Annotated in this window: 16 protein-coding genes; 9 read left to right on the forward strand and 7 right to left on the reverse strand. The window is 72.5% G+C overall.

Annotation, left to right across the window (positions count from 1 at the left end; genetic code table 11):
• The first annotated feature begins 21 nt into the window (after positions 1-21).
• A complete protein-coding gene (locus ACIQVL_RS30440; RefSeq protein WP_403436680.1) occupies positions 22-573 on the forward strand; it encodes a PadR family transcriptional regulator in 552 nt (183 codons plus the stop codon).
• Here the strand turns inward: ACIQVL_RS30440 and ACIQVL_RS30445 are convergent.
• Together ACIQVL_RS30445 and ACIQVL_RS30450 are read right to left on the reverse strand one after the other, a co-directional pair.
• A complete protein-coding gene (locus ACIQVL_RS30445; protein WP_403436681.1) occupies positions 570-1124 on the reverse strand; it encodes a hypothetical protein in 555 nt (184 codons plus the stop codon). The two genes, ACIQVL_RS30440 and ACIQVL_RS30445, sit on opposite strands and share 4 nt — an antisense overlap.
• Positions 1125-1303: 179 nt before the next feature.
• Positions 1304-2266 (reverse strand): fibronectin type III domain-containing protein, encoded by a 963-nt coding sequence (locus ACIQVL_RS30450; RefSeq protein WP_403476918.1) that lies wholly within the window; start codon positions 2264-2266, stop codon positions 1304-1306.
• A 383-nt stretch (positions 2267-2649) separates the two neighbouring features.
• Between ACIQVL_RS30450 and ACIQVL_RS30455 the strand changes: the two genes are divergently transcribed.
• Positions 2650-3336 carry a glycoside hydrolase family 75 protein gene (locus tag ACIQVL_RS30455; protein ID WP_403436684.1) on the forward strand — a complete coding sequence of 229 codons (687 nt, stop codon included), beginning with the start codon at positions 2650-2652 and terminating at the stop codon, positions 3334-3336.
• A gap of 31 nt (positions 3337-3367) precedes the next feature.
• On the opposite strand, the gene ACIQVL_RS30460 is transcribed toward ACIQVL_RS30455, so the two are convergent.
• Positions 3368-4129 (reverse strand): SDR family NAD(P)-dependent oxidoreductase, encoded by a 762-nt coding sequence (locus ACIQVL_RS30460; protein ID WP_403436686.1) that lies wholly within the window; start codon positions 4127-4129, stop codon positions 3368-3370.
• Positions 4130-4292: 163 nt separating this feature from the next.
• On the opposite strand from ACIQVL_RS30460, the gene ACIQVL_RS30465 reads away from it, so the two are divergent.
• Positions 4293-4928, forward strand: coding sequence for a TetR family transcriptional regulator (locus tag ACIQVL_RS30465; RefSeq protein ID WP_403436688.1), 636 nt, complete (start codon positions 4293-4295; stop codon positions 4926-4928).
• On the opposite strand, the gene ACIQVL_RS30470 is transcribed toward ACIQVL_RS30465, so the two are convergent.
• The 4 genes from ACIQVL_RS30470 to dhaK all read right to left on the reverse strand — a co-directional run bounded on the left by ACIQVL_RS30470 (position 4925) and on the right by dhaK (position 11626).
• Positions 4925-8989, reverse strand: coding sequence for a discoidin domain-containing protein (locus ACIQVL_RS30470; RefSeq protein WP_403476919.1), 4065 nt, complete (start codon positions 8987-8989; stop codon positions 4925-4927). The two genes, ACIQVL_RS30465 and ACIQVL_RS30470, sit on opposite strands and share 4 nt — an antisense overlap.
• 582 nt (positions 8990-9571) lie before the next feature.
• Complete coding sequence (locus tag ACIQVL_RS30475) at positions 9572-9982, reverse strand: PTS-dependent dihydroxyacetone kinase phosphotransferase subunit DhaM (RefSeq protein WP_403436691.1); 411 nt, start codon at positions 9980-9982, stop codon at positions 9572-9574.
• Complete coding sequence (gene dhaL, locus ACIQVL_RS30480) at positions 9975-10574, reverse strand: dihydroxyacetone kinase subunit DhaL (protein WP_403436692.1); 600 nt, start codon at positions 10572-10574, stop codon at positions 9975-9977. Before dhaL ends, ACIQVL_RS30475 begins: the two co-directional genes overlap by 8 nt.
• A gap of 59 nt (positions 10575-10633) precedes the next feature.
• Positions 10634-11626, reverse strand: coding sequence for a dihydroxyacetone kinase subunit DhaK (gene dhaK / locus ACIQVL_RS30485; protein ID WP_403436694.1), 993 nt, complete (start codon positions 11624-11626; stop codon positions 10634-10636).
• 1369 nt (positions 11627-12995) lie between these two features.
• On the opposite strand from dhaK, the gene ACIQVL_RS30490 reads away from it, so the two are divergent.
• The 6 genes from ACIQVL_RS30490 to ACIQVL_RS30515 are packed head-to-tail and all read left to right on the forward strand — an operon-like array spanning position 12996 to position 15481.
• Entirely contained in the window at positions 12996-13493 is a 498-nt protein-coding gene (locus ACIQVL_RS30490; protein ID WP_403445371.1) for a hypothetical protein, read from the forward strand.
• Entirely contained in the window at positions 13490-13783 is a 294-nt protein-coding gene (locus ACIQVL_RS30495; RefSeq protein WP_403445368.1) for an MrpF/PhaF family protein, read from the forward strand. Before ACIQVL_RS30490 ends, ACIQVL_RS30495 begins: the two co-directional genes overlap by 4 nt.
• Position 13784: 1 nt before the next feature.
• Positions 13785-14093 (forward strand): cation:proton antiporter, encoded by a 309-nt coding sequence (locus ACIQVL_RS30500; RefSeq protein WP_403445366.1) that lies wholly within the window; start codon positions 13785-13787, stop codon positions 14091-14093.
• Entirely contained in the window at positions 14090-14395 is a 306-nt protein-coding gene (locus ACIQVL_RS30505) for a Na(+)/H(+) antiporter subunit B (protein ID WP_403445363.1), read from the forward strand. The genes ACIQVL_RS30500 and ACIQVL_RS30505 overlap by 4 nt, the downstream gene beginning before the upstream one ends.
• Positions 14385-15140, forward strand: coding sequence for an MnhB domain-containing protein (locus tag ACIQVL_RS30510; RefSeq protein ID WP_403445360.1), 756 nt, complete (start codon positions 14385-14387; stop codon positions 15138-15140). Before ACIQVL_RS30505 ends, ACIQVL_RS30510 begins: the two co-directional genes overlap by 11 nt.
• Entirely contained in the window at positions 15137-15481 is a 345-nt protein-coding gene (locus tag ACIQVL_RS30515; RefSeq protein ID WP_403445358.1) for a sodium:proton antiporter, read from the forward strand. The genes ACIQVL_RS30510 and ACIQVL_RS30515 overlap by 4 nt, the downstream gene beginning before the upstream one ends.
• Positions 15482-15487: the final 6 nt, after the last annotated feature.

Genomic DNA, 15487 nt, shown 5'->3' on the forward strand with positions numbered 1-15487 from the left:
CGCCGTCCCTAGGATGAGCCCATGTCACTCCCGCACGCGATCCTCACCGCCCTGCTCGAACGGCCGTCGTCGGGGCTTGAGCTGACCCGCAGGTTCGACAGGTCGATCGGGTACTTCTGGTCGGCCACGCACCAGCAGATCTATCGCGAGCTCGGACGGCTGGAGGCCGAGGGCTACATCCGCACCCTGCCGGCCGAGCAGCCGGCCCGCGGGCAGAAGAAGAGCTACGAGGTCCTGCCCGCGGGCCGCGCCGAGCTGGCCCGCTGGACCGCCGCCGCCCAGGACCCCAAGCCGCAGCGGGACGTGCTGCTGCTGCGGCTGCGTGCCGCCGCGGTCGTCGGCACCGCCGGCATCGAGGCCGACCTGCGCCGCCATCTGGAGCTGCACCGGCGGCAGTTGGCCGAGTACGAGGAGATCCAGCGCCGCGACTTCCCGCCGGGCAAGGACGCGCCCGAGGACCGGCTGCGGCACCTGGTCCTGCGGGCCGGCATCGACCTGGAGACGTTCTGGACGCAGTGGCTCGGCCATGCCCTGGAGGAGTTCGGCGAACTGCCCGGACCGTCCCGGTCCTAGAGCCGGTAGGGCTTCGAGCGCTTGCGCAGGTACCAGCCGGTGGCGATGACGCCCGAGCCGACCAGCGCGGCGCCGATGCCCAGGGTGAGCGGTCCGTAGTCGCGGGCGGCGCCGCCCAGGCCGCCCATCACGCCCCGGGCGGGGGCGGCAGGCGCGGCCGTCCTGGTGGTGGAGGAGGTCGTCGGCGCGGCGGGGGCGGACGAGACGATCACCGACTGGGTGCCCGCCGTACCGCCGTTGGAGCAGACGACGACCACCGTGTAGGTGCCCGGCGACACCCCCGACCAGGCGGCGGACTGGCTCACCGTGGTGCCCGCCAGGGCCGCCTGCCGTCCCTGGGCGAAGGCGGTCTGGCCGCTGTTGAGCAGCGAGGCGTTGCCCCAGCTGCCGTTGGACTGGGTACAGGCGCTGGTGACCACCGAGACCGTGGTGCCGATGGTGCTCACCGAGATGCCCGAGAGCGCGGCGGACGGGCCGGCGAGCCAGGTCGGGAAAGCGGCGGCGGCCGCCAGGGTCAGGCCGGAGCGGAGGAGAAGTCGGGTAGTGCGCATGGTCTGCCCTCCGGCGGCACGGTTGGCGGAACGTCCCGTGCGCCGCCGAGGGTGGGGAAACGCCCGTGCTGCCTCAGGTTCAGCGAAAGGGGCTCCGGCGCGTCCCGCACCCGGAGGGCGACCGGCCAGGTGACTTCTTCCTCCGCCCGGCCCAGGCCGGGATGCGGGTCCGGCTCCCGTCAGGCCCCGGTCGTCACGGTCCGCTCCGCCGACCAGCCGCCCCAGGTGCCGTCCGGCAGCCGCGCCCGGAGCCGCACCTGGTGCCGGACCCCATGGTCCCGGCCCACATAGAAGCTGTAGGTCGCCCGTCCCTTCGGTGGAGTGCCGCCCCACACCAGGGAGGTGGTCGTCCCGGCGTCCAGCCGGATCTGGTATTCGGTGACCACACCGTCCACCTGCGGCGGGTCCCAGGCCAGATCGAGGTAGCAGGCCCCGCTCTCCTCGTGGGTACGCGCCGTGAACGCGGTCGGCGCGGTGTCCCGGCCGTCGCCGCTGCCGGGGGTGGTGAGGCGTACCGCCGTGCTCGCGGGCGAGAGGTTGTCGGCCGCGTCCCGGGCCCGGACGGTGAAGACGTAGCGGGTGCCCGGCCGCAGCCCCATGACCACGGCCGCGGTCTGGTTCCCGCCCACACTGTGGATCTTGGCGCCGCCCTGCCAGATGTCGTACGACACCACGGCCCGGTCGTCCGTCGACGCGCCCCAGGACAGCTGTACGGCACGGCTGCCCACGGCCCGGCCGCCCGGCCGCGCGGGCCGGGTGGGGGCGGAGCGGTCGGCCGCGACCATCGCGGGGGTGGTCGCCCGCACCGCACGGCTGCGCGGCCCGAGGCTGCCGTCCCCGCCGCGGGCCCGCACGGTGAACACATACGCCGTGGACGACCTGAGCCTGGTGACGTCCACCATGTGCTGGGAGCCGGGCACTTCCTCGACCTTCGTGGTGCCGCGATACACCTCGTAGGCACGGATCCCGGAGCCCTCCGGCAGCTCGTTCCACATGACGTGCACGCTGGTGGCGCTCCCGGCGGCCGCGGTCACCCCCGTCGGGGCGCCGGGCAGCCGGCCGCTGTCGCCGTCGGCGGCCCGGCCCCAGCCGCAGGACGTCACGAACAGCAGGGTGCAGACCACGACGGCAACTCGGCGCACGGTTCCGCCTCCCCGGGGACGGCAGCACGGCAATGGTCCGGACCAATATGACTGCCCGGGATGCGGACATCAAGAGGGCCGTATTGCAGACGCCGGGGGAGAGTTACGTATGCTGAGGGTCCTGCGGTCGAACTTCCCGGAAGAACAGGGGAGTTCGCGCCTGTGGCGCGGAACGCTGTCGTCGCTGATCCCGCGCCGGCACGGGCGGCCGGGGCGCCGGGCCGACACCGGCTCGGCCCCCGGCCCCTCGGCGGCCGCTCACGAAGTGTCAGTTTCGTTGCGCCGAACGGCCCTGTACAGCCTCCATGTGCTGGCCCGGCCGCCGGACCCGCACCATCTTGTTCCGGGTGATTCCATGTCCCCCACGAAAAGGGTCCCTCATCGTGCGTGTCCAGTCGCTGACGCTGGCCGCGGCCGGCGCCGCCCTGCTCGCCCCGGCCACGCTGCCCGCCCCGGCCGCCTCGTACGCGGCCTCCGGCCACCGGCACCGGATCACCGCCACCGACCTGCTGGCCCGGCTCCGGGAGTGCAACCAGGTATCCAGGGGCCGCTACCGTTCCGATGCCAACAAGGCCGCCACCGTCCCCGTGTGCGGCACCCGGCAGGCCGTCTTCTGGAAGGCCGACCTCGACATCGACTGCGACGGCCAGCGAACCGCCCACTGCAACCGGTCCGCCGACCCGGCGTTCACCGCCGCCACCGCCTACCAGCAGTCCAACGGCCGTCAGCTCAACGCCGAGAAACTGCCCTACGTCGTCGTACCCGGCCCCAGCCGCCGCTGGAACCACCGGAAGTCCGGCGTCCGGGGCGGCGCGGTCGCCGCGGTGATCTACAAGGGCCGGGTGCAGTACGCGGTCGTCGGCGACACCGGACCGCGCGACATCATCGGCGAGGCCTCCTACGCCACGGCGAAGGCGCTCGGTGTGAACCCCGACCCGAGGGTCGGCGGGGCGCCGTCCGGCGTCACCTACATCGTCTTCAGGCATTCGGCGGTCAAGCCCATCGAGAACCGTGCGGAGGCGGAGGCCGAGGGGGAGCGGCTGGCGGAGGAGTTCGCCGGGGGCGGCTGACCGGCGGGCCGGCCGCCCCCGGCGGTGCGGGTCAGACGGCCGCCCAGCCGTTGTCCACCGGCAGGATCGCGCCGTTGATGTTGCTCGCCGCGTCCGAGGCCAGGAACACGATCGCCGCCGCCTGCTCCTCGGGCTCGGAGACCTGGCCGACGTTGCCGAAGTACGGGCCGAGCGCGGCCGGCCCGTGCGCGCCGTCCTCCAGGTCGATCTGGATGCCGGTCCTGGTGCCGCCCGGGGCGATGGCGTTGGCCCGGATGCCCTGGTTGCGGTACATCACCGCCAGGTTCTTGGTCAGGCCGACGACACCGTGCTTCGAGGCCGTGTAGGCGGCGCCCGCCGCGCTGCCGCGCAGGCCGGCCTCGGAGGCGGTGTTGACGATCGCGCCCCGGCCGGCCGCCAGCATGTGCGGCAGCACGGCCCGGGTGAGCAGGAAGGGTGCGGTGAGGTTGACCCGTATCACCCGCTCCCACTCCGCGTCGCTGACGTCCGCCAGCGCCGACATCCGGTCCATGATCCCGGCGTTGTTCACCAGGACGTCCACCCCGCCGAACCGTTCCACCGCGGTCGCCACCACCTGGTCCACCACGGACTGCTCGCCGAGGTCGCCGGTGACGGCCACGGCCGTACCGCCCGCCTTCTCGATCTCCGTCACCGTCGCGCCCGCGGTCCCGGCGTTCAGGTCGGCGACCAGGACCCGCGCCCCCTCCCTGGCGAAGGCCAGGGCGGCGGCGCGCCCGATCCCCGATCCCGCGCCGGTGACGATGACGCCGCGCCCGTCGAGTCCGCTGGCCATGTGGTGCTCCCATCAGGTGGTTCGAGGGCGCTCGGCGCCCGGTGCGGCTCACACCATACGACTTAATGTCGGTGAGTGACATAAAGTCGTGGCCTGAATTTTCCGTCACCCCGCCGCCTCGGGGACAATCGCGGAGCAGCAGCCACCGGCACCGGAGGGACAGATGACCGCAGGGGGACGCACGGGACGCCCGCCCCTGACCGAGGAGCGCAAGGCCGAGACCAGACTGGAGATCGCCCGCGCCGCGGTGGACCTGTTCGTCGCCCAGGGGGTGTCCGCGACCACCGGCGAGCAGATCGGGCAGGCGGTCGGCGTCTCGGCGCGCACGGTGTGGCGCTACTTCCCGAGCAAGGAGGCCTGCGTGCGGCCGCTGTTCGCGGCCGGCATCGAGGCCGTCGCCGACTGCCTGCGCGCCTGGCGCCCCGGCCAGCCGCTGGAGGAGGCCTTCGAGCACGCCGTACCCACGGACAGCCGGCTGGTGCGCAGCCCGGACCGCGCCACCATGGGCGCCCTGGTCCGGCTCACGCGTGTCGAACCGGGCCTGCGCGCGGAGTGGCTGCAGTCCTACGACGAGGCCGAACCGGCGTTCGCCCGCGCCCTCGCCGAACGCTCCGGGCTGCCCGCCGACGGGCTGCGGCCCACCATCCAGGCGGCCATGTTCAACGCGGCCCTGCGCGCGGCCGTCGAGCACTACGCCTGGCGGGTCGCCGACGAGACCACCGACCCCGCCACGGCGGAGGCCGAGCTCACGGCGACCATGCGCTCGGCCCTCGCGGTGGCGGCGGAGGGGCTCGCCTAGGGACGGCTGTTGTACGCCTCCGCCCGCAGCTCCGGCCGGCCCGCGGAAAGGGCCCGCGACGGCCAGGAGACGCTGACGGTCTGCGACTCGCCGGGCAGCAGCCACAGGTAGTTGTGGCTGTAGAGCGTCGGCAGCACACGCCGGCCGCTCGCCTCGTCCACCAGGGACAGCCTGGTCATGGCGGCGACGGCCGAGCCGCGGTTGCGGACGGTGGCCGTCAGGGAGTGCCGGTCCCCGGAACGGGACACCTGCCCGGCCGAGACGGACACGTTCACCCGCGGGGCCTTGCCGAGTGCCTGGAGGGCGGCGGGGTCGCGGTGGCGCCAGTACGTGTTCCGGGACAGCTCCCTGCCGCCCGCGTCCGCCAGGGTCAGCCGGAGCAGGTGCAGGTCGGGCAGGTCGTCGCTCCAGCCGGCGGTGAACGCCTCCGCGGTGGCGGCCCGTGCCACGTCCACCTGCGCGGTCCGGCCGCTGCCGAGCTGCCGGCCGGACAGGTCGTACAGCCGGGCGGTGACGGTGGCGCCGTGCAGGTCCGCGCGGGTGTGGTTGACCGCGAGGACCCGCCAGTGCACCGGATCGGCCTGGACGTGCAGCGGTTCGCAGGCCGAACGGGCGCCGTAGTATGTGCCGTTGACGTCGAAGTCGTAGTCGTAGGTCTGCCAGACCGTGCTGTGCCAGGCCGGGTGGGACATCCACAGCATCAGGCCGGTGGCGTTGTCCCAGAGGTTGGCGTTCCAGGCCTCGAACATGGCGCGGGTGTTCTCGAAGTTGACGAACTGCGCCTTGCGGGCGAAGTCGTCCAGGCCGGTGGCCGCGCCGAGGCGGGTCTCGACGGCCGCCTTGTAGTTCTGCGGCGCCTGGTTCCCGTGCTCGCTCCAGTCGTGGTGGTACCAGGCACCGCCGATGGGCCACTCCGGCTCGTCGCCCGCCAGGTTGCGCAGGCTCGCCGCGGTGGAGACGACCGGCATACCGATCTCGGTGTGGAAGCCGAAGTCCTTGCTGCCGTAGGTGGCGGGGTCGAAGTACTTCTCCGGCTCCACCCAGCCGTAGGGACCGCCGCCGGTGACGATGCCGCCCGCCGAGTTGTCCTGGTACAGCAGCCCCGGCACCTGCTGCTCGACGGCGGCGCGCATGGCCTGGTCGACCGCGGCCGGCGGGTTGCCCTCGTTCGCCCCGCACCAGAGAGCGACACAGGGGTGGATGCGGTACCGCAGCACCGTGTCCCGGGCGATCGATCCGAAGGCGTCGTGGTCCGGCGGGTCCATGCCCCAGGCGTTCGGGAAGTCGTTCCAGACGAGGATGCCGTACCGGTCGCAGGCGGCGAAGAACTCCTCCCGGTCGCTGCTGCCGACCCAGTTGCGGATCATCGTGAAGTTCATGTCGCGGTGCATCCGCACCGCCGCGTCCATCCGCTCCGGGGGCATCCGGCGCAGCAGTTCGTCCCAGCCCCAGTTGCCGCCGCGGGCCAGCACCGGCACGCCGTTGACCGTGATCCGCAGCGGATCGGGCGCGTTCGACACGGACTTGACGTCGGTCCACCGCTCGCCGTCGGAGGACACCTGGATGACGTACGTCTTCGGGTACGCCGTCTCCCAGACGATCGCCACCCGGTCGAAGTCCCGCGCGGAGCCCAGGTCCACCTGGATCCACTGGTGGTCCTCGTACTGCGAGGACCAGCGGGTGCCCGGGTCGCCGTCGGTGGCGTTCGAGGCGGGGTGGTCGGACTCCTCGGTGGAGGCCGTCGCCGTCCGGTGCAGGGCGAGGTCGGTGCCGGGACTGCTGCTGTCGATGACGCCCAGCGACCACAGCGAGTTGCCCCAACTGGTGTTGCGCAGGCCGCAGTCGATACGGACGTAGCGGGCGCTCTGCCGGTCGAGGTCCTCGACCTGGAGGCTGGCGTTGCCGTCGCTGAACGGCAGTGGCACGGCCGAGTTGTCCACCGCCTGCACGTCGGTCCACTCGGCGCCGTCGGCGGAGACCTGCACCACGAAGGTCCGCGCGTACGCCCGCTCCCAGGTGAGGTCGACCCGGTCGAAGGACTGCGCCGAGCCCAGGTCGACGCTGATCCACTGGTCGTCCTCGTACGCCGAGGACCAGCGGGTGCCCGGGTCGCCGTCCGTCACGTTGGCCGGGCCGTGGTCGTCGCCGTCCGTGCTGGAGGCGCCGGCGGGCCCGTGCAGGGCGAGGTCGGTGGCCTGCCGGGTGCTGTCCCGCACCGCCAGGGTCCACAGCGAACTGCCCCAGGAGGTGGCCCGGGTACGGCAGTCGACGCGGACGTGCCGGGCCTGCTGCCGGTCGAAGGTGACGGTCTGGGTGTACGCGTCGCCGGACGCGGTGAACGGCAGCGGCACCCGGTACTCGTAGCCGAACCGGCGGATGCCGAAGCGGGTGGTGCGCCGGTCGCTCTCGGTGCCGTCGACCGAGGCGGTGAGCGTGAGGCCGTGCAGGTCCGGCTCGCCCAGGCCGTTCGGCCACCACAGCCTGGGGTTGTGCAGCCGCAACTGCCGGAAGGCGTCCGGGGCGAAGACGACCTCCACGCTGTCACCGGCCGGCACGGCGACCGTCCGGGACACCCGGACGTCGCCGAACGCCGCGGTCACCGTCGCGCTGTGGTCCGCGGAGTCGGCGTTGCGGACGGGGACGACGACGGTCAGCTCGGCGACGGAGACGTCCGGCAGGTTCGGCAGGTTCGTGTCCACGCGCGGGTCGCCGATGACGACCTGCCCGGTGGATCTGAGCCGGACGTGGTTCCAGATGCCCGCCGCGCGGTCGCGGACGGCCGGCATCCAGTCCCAGCCCGAAGAGGCCAGATAGGTAGGGGAGTTGAGATTCATCTGCCCGGCGCCCGCGTCCACCCACGACTCGCCCAGCGGGCCCTTGTCGCCGGGGCTGCCGGGCACGGGCATCGGGGTGATCCGGACGGCCAGCGCGTTCGCGCCGGCCGTGGCGAGCAGCCGGGTCACGTCGTGCGAGGAGCGGGCGAACGGGTAGGTCAGGTCGCCGACGTGCGCGCCGTTCAGCCAGATGTCCGCCGTGTGGTTGACGCCGTCGAACTCCAGCCAGATCCGGCGGCCGGACCCCGTGCGCAGGCCCCGCGGCAGTTCGAAGTCCCGCCTGTACCACCAGGAGTGCCGGGACAGCGCCTCGGGGATGCGCAGGTTGTTCAGTCCGGACACCGGGTCGGGCAGCCTGCCCTGGTCCACGAGGGAGCCGAGAACCGTGCCGGGGACGGTGGCGGGCAGCCAGCCGCTCGTGTCGACGCCGGTCCTCGACAGACCGGGACCGTCCGCGCCCGCCCAGTCGTCCAGGGTGAGCCGCCAGCCGGACTCCACCGGCACGGTGCCGTCGTCGGCCACGGTCAGTCCGGGCGCCGCGCCGTGCCGGGTGCCCCAGTCGGTCCAGCCCGTCGCCGCGGGACGGTGCCCCCGAGGGGTGCCGTACACCTCGAAGCCGTTGAGGCCCAGCGGCAGGGGGCTGGAGCGCCTGCGGCACGTCATCCGCACCCAGCGTGCCGTGACCGGGCGGGGCAGCGGGACGTCCACCACGCCGCCGGTGCCGGCGGTCGTGCGGTGGACGCTCGTCCAGGACTTCTCGTCGGGGGACGTCTCGACCAGGAAGTCGAGCGCGTAGCTCGACAGGATCTCCTTGCCGGTGGTGCCGTCGGCCGGGTTCCCGGTGGCCGGCGGGGTGAACACCGGGTCGGCGGCGTCGGCTTCGAAGGTCAGGCGGATCCGGGTGACCTCGCAGGCCGCCTGCAGGTCCACGGCGACCCATTGCGGGTCGCCGTCCCCGGCCCGCCAGCCGCTGCCCCGCACGCCGGGTACGGTGAGGCTGTCGACGGCGAAGGAGCCCGGGGTGGCGGCGTAGGCGGTCGAGGAGACCGAAACGGGCCGGTGGAGGGCGAGTTCACGCGGCGCGGCGGGCTCGGCCGGAGTGCCGGCGGAGGCGGCGGCCGGCACCGGGAGCACCGAGCCGAGTCCGAACCCGGCCAGCAGGGTGGAGCCCGTGGCGACTATGGAACGCCGCGACGGACTGCGCGACGGAACCGGCTGATCGGTCATGATTCTGACGTCCCATCAGAAAGCGGCGGGGTGATCCGAATCGGCTCCGGGTACCCCGCGGCGAGCACAATGACAACGTTGCCAAAGGCTGTGTCGCCGGGAGCTTCCTGTCAAGACCTGATGCGTGGATCGACAGCCGTCCGGCAGGCGTGCGGTCGGCATGCGGTCGGGACGATGCCGATGACGGGGGTGGCTCGATCATTCGCGTACGCGAAGTGCGTATCGGGCGGAGAGATGCGAGCGAGCTTCCGGCGGGCCCTCGCGGCCCGGCGCGGCTTGGCGCGGCGCGGGCCCGGTCGCGGGATCGGGTCCGTCCGACGGGGTGCTGGTCAGCGATGTGACGGCGCGACAGCGCGCGAAGCGGGTGCGGCGAGCCGAAGCGACGGACCTCCTGCAACCCGGCGGTGGTCCAGGCGGCGACGGTCGCAGGCGTGAATGAGCGCGACCGCAGGAAGCCCGCCGCTTCGTGCCCGCCGGAACGGGACGGCTCCGGCCGGCACCGCAGCCGGTCGGGGCGGGCCCGCCGTCCCGCGCTGCCAGCACCCGGCGGCCGGGCCGGAGCCCCTCACGTGGGGGGAGTTCTCAGACCTTCCGGTAGGTGTACGCCTCGGCGGCCGCCGCCTCCACCGCGTCGAGGCCGGCCCCGGTGCTCGCCGTGACGACCGCGGCGACCGCGCCCTCGACGAACGGGGCGTCCACCAGGCGGGTGCCGTCCGGGAGTTCGTCGCCCTCGGCGAGCAGCGCCTTCACGGTGAGCACCGCGCTGCCCAGGTCGGTGAGGACGGCGACCCCCGCGCCCCGGTCCACGGACGCGGCAGCGGCGGCGATCAGCTCGGCGCTGGTGCCGAACCCGCCGCCCTCGGTACCGCCCGCCGGGGCGACCCGCACCGCCGTGGCACCGCCCGCCAGCCCCTTGGCCAGCTCCGCGACGGACGCCGCGACCTCCGCGCTGTGCGACACCAGTACGATCCCGACCAGCTCGCCGTCACTCACCGGCCGCCTCCGCGAGTCCCGCGACGAGCAGCGCCGACGAGGTGGCCCCCGGGTCCTGGTGGCCGATGCTGCGCTCGCCGAGATAGCTGGCCCGGCCCTTGCGGGCCTGCAGCGGGATCGTCGCCTCGGCGCCCTGCTCGGCGGCGGCCCGTGCCGCGCCGAAGCCGTCGCCGAGCGCGTCGACCGCAGGCACCAGGGCGTCGATCATCGTCTTGTCCCCGGGCGCGGCCCCGCCGAGCGCCATGACCTTGTCCACCCCGGCCCGCAGCGCCTCGGCCAGCTGGGCCTCGCCGACCTCGGCCGCGTCGCCGAGCGCCTTCCCGGTGCTGCGCAGCAGCGTCCCGTACAGCGGCCCGGAGGCGCCGCCGACCGTGGAGATCAGCTGCCGTCCGGCGAGCGTCAGGACGGCCCCCGGGGTGGCGGGCGCGTCCTTCTCCAGCACGGCGACCACCGCCTTGAACCCGCGCTGGAGGTTGCTGCCGTGGTCGGCGTCCCCGATGGGCGAGTCGAGGGCGGTGAGCCGCTCCGCCTCGCGGTCGACGGAGGCGGCGGTCGCCGCCATCCAGCGGCGGAAGAAGTCGGCGTCGAGCACTGGATCTCCTTGCGTAGCGGTACGGGTGCGGGTCGGTGCCGGTCGGTGTCGTCCCTTCCTCACATGCCCCAGCGCAGCGCCGGTGTCCGCACCGGCGCGTCCCACAGCCGCAGCAGTTCCTCGTCGACCTGGCAGAGCGTGACCGAGGCGCCGGCCATGTCCAGGGAGGTGACGTAGTTGCCGACCAGTGTGCGGGCCACGCTCACCCCGCGCTCGGCGAGCACCCGCTGGACCTCGGCGTTGAACCCGTACAGCTCCAGGAGCGGGGTCGCGCCCATGCCGTTGACCAGGACGAGGACCGGGTTTCGCGGGGGCATGTCCTCCAGTACGGCGTTGACCGCGAAGTCGGCGATCTCGCCGGACGTCATCATGGCCCGCCGCTCGCGGCCCGGCTCGCCGTGGATGCCGATGCCCAACTCCAGCTCGCCCGGCGGCAGATCGAAGGTCGGGGTGCCCTTGGCCGGGGTGGTGACGGCGCTCAGCGCGACACCGAAGCTGCGGGAGTTCTGGTTCACCTTGCGCCCGACGGCCTCCACCCGCTCCAGCGGAAGTCCCTCGGCGGCGGCCGCGCCGGCGATCTTCTCGACGAACAGGGTGGCGCCGGTGCCGCGCCGGCCCGCGGTGTAGAGGCTGTCGGTGACGGCCACGTCGTCGTTGACGAGCACCTTCGCCACCTGGATGCCCTCGTCCTCGGCGAGCTCGGCGGCCATGTCGAAGTTGAGGACGTCACCGGTGTAGTTCTTCACGATGAACAGCACGCCGGCGCCGCTGTCCACGGCCGCGGCGGCCCGCGCCATCTGGTCGGGTACGGGGGACGTGAACACCTCGCCCGGACACGCTGCCGACAGCATCCCGGGCCCCACGAATCCGCCGTGCAACGGCTCGTGCCCGGAACCGCCGCCCGAGACCAGCGCGACCTGCCCCGCGACGGGTGCGTCCCGCCGGACGATCACCCGGTTCTCCACGTCCACGGTCAGGTCGGGATGCGCCGCCGCCATGCCCCGCAGCGCGTCCGCCACCACGGTCTCCGGGACGTTGATCAGCATCTTCATGTGATACTCCCAACAAGATTAGCAGACTGGTCTCTGACCTGCTGATTCCCAGGTCAGAGTAGCTTTCGTCAGTTCTTGATCTTGGCGCTTCGCCGCGGTGCGTGACGGGTTGTGGCGGGACTCATGCTGACTCACTGCTGACTTTGATGATGGTTCGTCAGGTTCGGGCGGGACGTGTGACCGCGAGCGGCGTGGTTCTCCTGATGGCAGTATCGACCTTGCGGGCGCGAAGGTCACGTTCGTGGGCTCGTTGAGGGTGCCTGAGGGCGGGGGCGGCTTGTTCATTGCTGGTGGTGTGAGGCAATCGGCGTGAGGGAAGCTTCGCCGGAAGGTTCTTCGTCTGCTGGTGGTGCACGCCCGCCATCACCTCTGACCTGTGGCAAAGGGTGGCCGTCCATCCAGCCCTATGCGGACGTGACCCTCCTCGATCGGATCTCTGTCGCCCCGTCCATGCACTCCCGGTTTCTCCGGTGTCGGACAGAGTGCCTGGCTCTGGTGACGTGGTGTGGGAACAGGAAAAGGGAAGAAGCTTCGGGTTCGTCAGTGGGCGGTTGCACCCTCGGTCCCAGAGCTGCCCGTAGCGCTTGAAGCCTCAGTGGGGGAGGAAGCAGGCGACGCGTGACGCCGAGGGTGAGGGGATGACCGAAGTGCCAGTGGAGTGCGGACATATGGCCGTAGTCCATGCCGGTGACCATGATGGTACGGCGAAGATCGCTGCCCAGACGGTGCTCGACCGCGGGTCCAGGCGAATCGTGACAGGTGGCCCGCAGTCGCGGCGGTCGGCGGGAACCGTAGCTGGACCGACCGGATCGTGCAGGCGATGGCCGTGATCGTGAGGGAGCCGTCCAGCAAACGGGTGGCCGGCTTCATGAAAGAGGCAGGCTGCTTTCCGGGCAGATGCGGTGATCATCCGGTGCTGTTTCCCTCTGGTCTTGCGGACTGCGGCCCCGTCAAATGCCCGGTGGGCTTCGCTGAGCGCGGCCCAGAGACAGGAGTCGCTCCACCGCGCCGAGCCGTTCCTGTGCGAAGCGGTGCGAAGTCCGGGCGGCGAGCGCGAGCCGCCGCAGTCTGGTGATCACCCGTGCCCGCCGCACCAGCGCGCTTGCCGCCGTGGCGAACCTGCGCCGCCATTGGTCCCCATCCCCGCATGGCCCTCGGCTTCGGCATGTCCCTCGGCACCGCGCACGCCTACGTCACCGGTGCGCTCGCCGACCGGAGAAGTGCCGTGCCCGCACGTCCGCACATGATGCGCCATCGCGGTGATGCTCGGCCCGCCAGATCGTGTTCTCCGGTGTGCGTGAGGCATGGCGTGGGCCGTACGCGGTACACGTTGCTGGTCCGCGACGACGCGCGTGGGTGAGGAGTGGCGATGCGCAGGGCGCTGACCGCGATCGGTGAGGTACTGGCCTGGTGGGTGGTGCTGGTGGTCCTCAACATCCTGTTCATCAGTGCTGTGTCCGCCCTCGAACTCGCCGTGGCCGCTGCGGGAGCGGTGATCGCGGCTGCCGCAGCGCGGGCCATCCACACGGCGTCGGGTGCCCGGCTCGGCGGTACCCGACGATGGGGAGTCGCCGCGCTCGCGTGGCCCGGCGCGGTTGTCACCGACCTCGCCAGGCTGTGGTGGATCACCGCGCGTGCACTCGGCGGCCGTTCCCCCGAGGGGAGCCTGAAGACGATGACGCTGGTCTCCGGTGCAGGTCCTGCCTGGGCCTGCGCACTGCTGTCCTCGACCCCCGGTGCGTACGTCGTCGACGTACGCACCGGGGGTCGAGGGGAGGCACAAGAGCCGCGGACAGTCGTCGCCCACTTCCTTACCGATGACGGTACGCGTCTGGAGGACGTACTCACCGAAGGTGCGCGCCGGTGAACGCCTGGCTCCTTGCGACGGCGGCCCTGCTGACGCTGGGCATGCCACCGTGTGTGTGGGCCGCAGGCAGGGGAACCGCGGTCGGGCGGCTGGCGGGACTCAGCCTGGCCACCACCGTCGTCACCGCCGTCCTGCTGCTGACGGCACAGGGGTTCGGACGCACTTCCTTCACCGATCTCGGTCTTGTTCTGGCGGTCCTGGGGCCAGCTGGGACCTTGGTCTTCACCCGTTTCCTCGGTGGCCGGTCGATCGAGACTCCCGGAGCACGAAAGACCCATGGAGACAGCTGAAGTGACGATACGTCATGTATGCGCCCTCGTCCTGCTTGCTGCCGGCACCGGTGTCCTGCTGCTCTCGGCCGTGGGCCTGGTGGTGCTGCCCGGGCCGTTCCAGCGGCTTCACGCCCTCACTCCCGCCTCCACCGTCGGGGTGCCGCTCGTCGCGCTCGCGATGGCCGTCGAGACCGGCCCGGGGCGCGCCGCCGTCAAGCTGCTCGTGACCGCGGTGATCGTTGCGGTCGGCGGGGCGGCCACCGCCATGGCGATCGGCAGGGCGACCGCCCAGCACGAGCGTCTGTTGCGAGAGGACTCCCCCGAATGAGCACTGCGACCGCGCAGGAGTATTTGATCGCCGTCGCGCTGGTGCTGGTGGCGACGAGTGCCACCGCCGCGGCGCTGGCCCGCGACCCGGTGCGGCAGGCCGTGCTGCTGGCCGTTCTCGGTCTGTGTCTCACCGTGCTGTTCACGCTGCTCCAGGCGCCGGACGTGGCGCTGTCCCAACTGGCCGTCGGTACGGCGGTCACTCCGTTGCTGATCCTGCTGACGGTCCGGAAGGTGCGCCGCGCCACGGCGTCGCACCGCGACCTGGACGACCGCGGGCCCGAGGGCACCGATGAGTCGTAGCGCGCGAATCCGGCTGTTCTGGGCCGCGGCTGTCGTCTTCGCCGTGGTGTACACGCTCGCCTGCACCGGACTGCCGCGCTTCGGTACGGCGCTGCACCCCTACGGCAGCCGCGCGGTGGCCGCGTCCCTGCGGCAGCGCACCGCCAACGTGGTCTCCTCGGTCAACTTCGACCAGCGCGCCCTGGACACCCTCGGGGAGGAGTCGATCCTGTTCGCCTCGGTTCTCGGCACGATCGTGCTGTTGCGTCACGCCCGTGACGAGCACGGCGGTCGGCCGCGCGCGGGCCGGGTCCTGCCCAGCACCCGGCTGCTGGGCCTGGTGATGGTGCCGCTCACGCTCCTGACCGGCGTGTACATCGTGGCGCACGGCCAGTTGTCACCGGGCGGCGGTTTCCAGGGCGGAGTCATCCTGGCCACCGGGCTGCACATGGCGTACGTGGCCGCCGACTACCGCGTGCTGAAGCGGATCCGTCCGCTGGCCGTGCTCGACGTGGCCGACGCCTGTGGCGCGGGCGCGTTCGTGGCACTGGGTCTCGCCGGGCTGATCGCCGGCGCCGCCTTTCTCCAGAACGTGCTGCCGCTCGGCACCTTCGGCACGCTCTCGTCCGGTGGCCTCGTGCCGCTGCTGAACGCGGCGGTCGGCATCGAGGTGGGCTCCGGCGTCGTCGTCCTGCTCGCCTCCTTCCTGGATCAGGCCGTGGAGGTCAGGACGGAGCCCAACTCTGATGATGGAGGCGGCACATGACCGTCCTTCCCTTCCTGACCGCCGGCTGGATCCTCCTCGTCGGCGTCTACGGCATGGTCACCAGCCGGGACATCATCCACGCCATCGGCTGTCTCGCCGTGGCGCAGTCCTCGACGTACGTGCTGCTGCTCACCGTCGGCTACCGGCGCGGCGGCGTCGCGCCGTACTTCACCGACACCCCGCTGCGCACGCACACCGTCGACCCGGTCGTACAGGCGCTCGCGCTCACCGACGTCGTCGTGGGCGCCACGGTCACGGCGCTGCTGCTGGCGCTCGCCATCCAGGTCCGCAAGCGCCACGGCACGGTCGACCCGGACGCGCTGACCGGGCTGAAGGGCTAGCGGGCC

This window comes from Streptomyces sp. NPDC090499 (assembly GCF_044769305.1).
GTDB lineage: Bacteria > Actinomycetota > Actinomycetes > Streptomycetales > Streptomycetaceae > Streptomyces.

What these genes read in the sequence shown, in the direction of transcription:
- ACIQVL_RS30445 (WP_403436681.1), bottom strand. Translation starts at nt 1,124, where the DNA reads ATGCGCACTACCCGACTTCTCCTCCGCTCCGGCCTGACCCTGGCGGCC.
- ACIQVL_RS30470 (WP_403476919.1), bottom strand. Translation starts at nt 8,989, where the DNA reads ATGACCGATCAGCCGGTTCCGTCGCGCAGTCCGTCGCGGCGTTCCATA.
- ACIQVL_RS30505 (WP_403445363.1), top strand. Translation starts at nt 14,090, where the DNA reads ATGAGCACTGCGACCGCGCAGGAGTATTTGATCGCCGTCGCGCTGGTG.
- ACIQVL_RS30440 (WP_403436680.1), top strand. Translation starts at nt 22, where the DNA reads ATGTCACTCCCGCACGCGATCCTCACCGCCCTGCTCGAACGGCCGTCG.
- ACIQVL_RS30490 (WP_403445371.1), top strand. Translation starts at nt 12,996, where the DNA reads ATGCGCAGGGCGCTGACCGCGATCGGTGAGGTACTGGCCTGGTGGGTG.
- ACIQVL_RS30515 (WP_403445358.1), top strand. Translation starts at nt 15,137, where the DNA reads ATGACCGTCCTTCCCTTCCTGACCGCCGGCTGGATCCTCCTCGTCGGC.
- ACIQVL_RS30460 (WP_403436686.1), bottom strand. Translation starts at nt 4,129, where the DNA reads ATGGCCAGCGGACTCGACGGGCGCGGCGTCATCGTCACCGGCGCGGGA.
- ACIQVL_RS30510 (WP_403445360.1), top strand. Translation starts at nt 14,385, where the DNA reads ATGAGTCGTAGCGCGCGAATCCGGCTGTTCTGGGCCGCGGCTGTCGTC.
- dhaK (WP_403436694.1), bottom strand. Translation starts at nt 11,626, where the DNA reads ATGAAGATGCTGATCAACGTCCCGGAGACCGTGGTGGCGGACGCGCTG.
- ACIQVL_RS30465 (WP_403436688.1), top strand. Translation starts at nt 4,293, where the DNA reads ATGACCGCAGGGGGACGCACGGGACGCCCGCCCCTGACCGAGGAGCGC.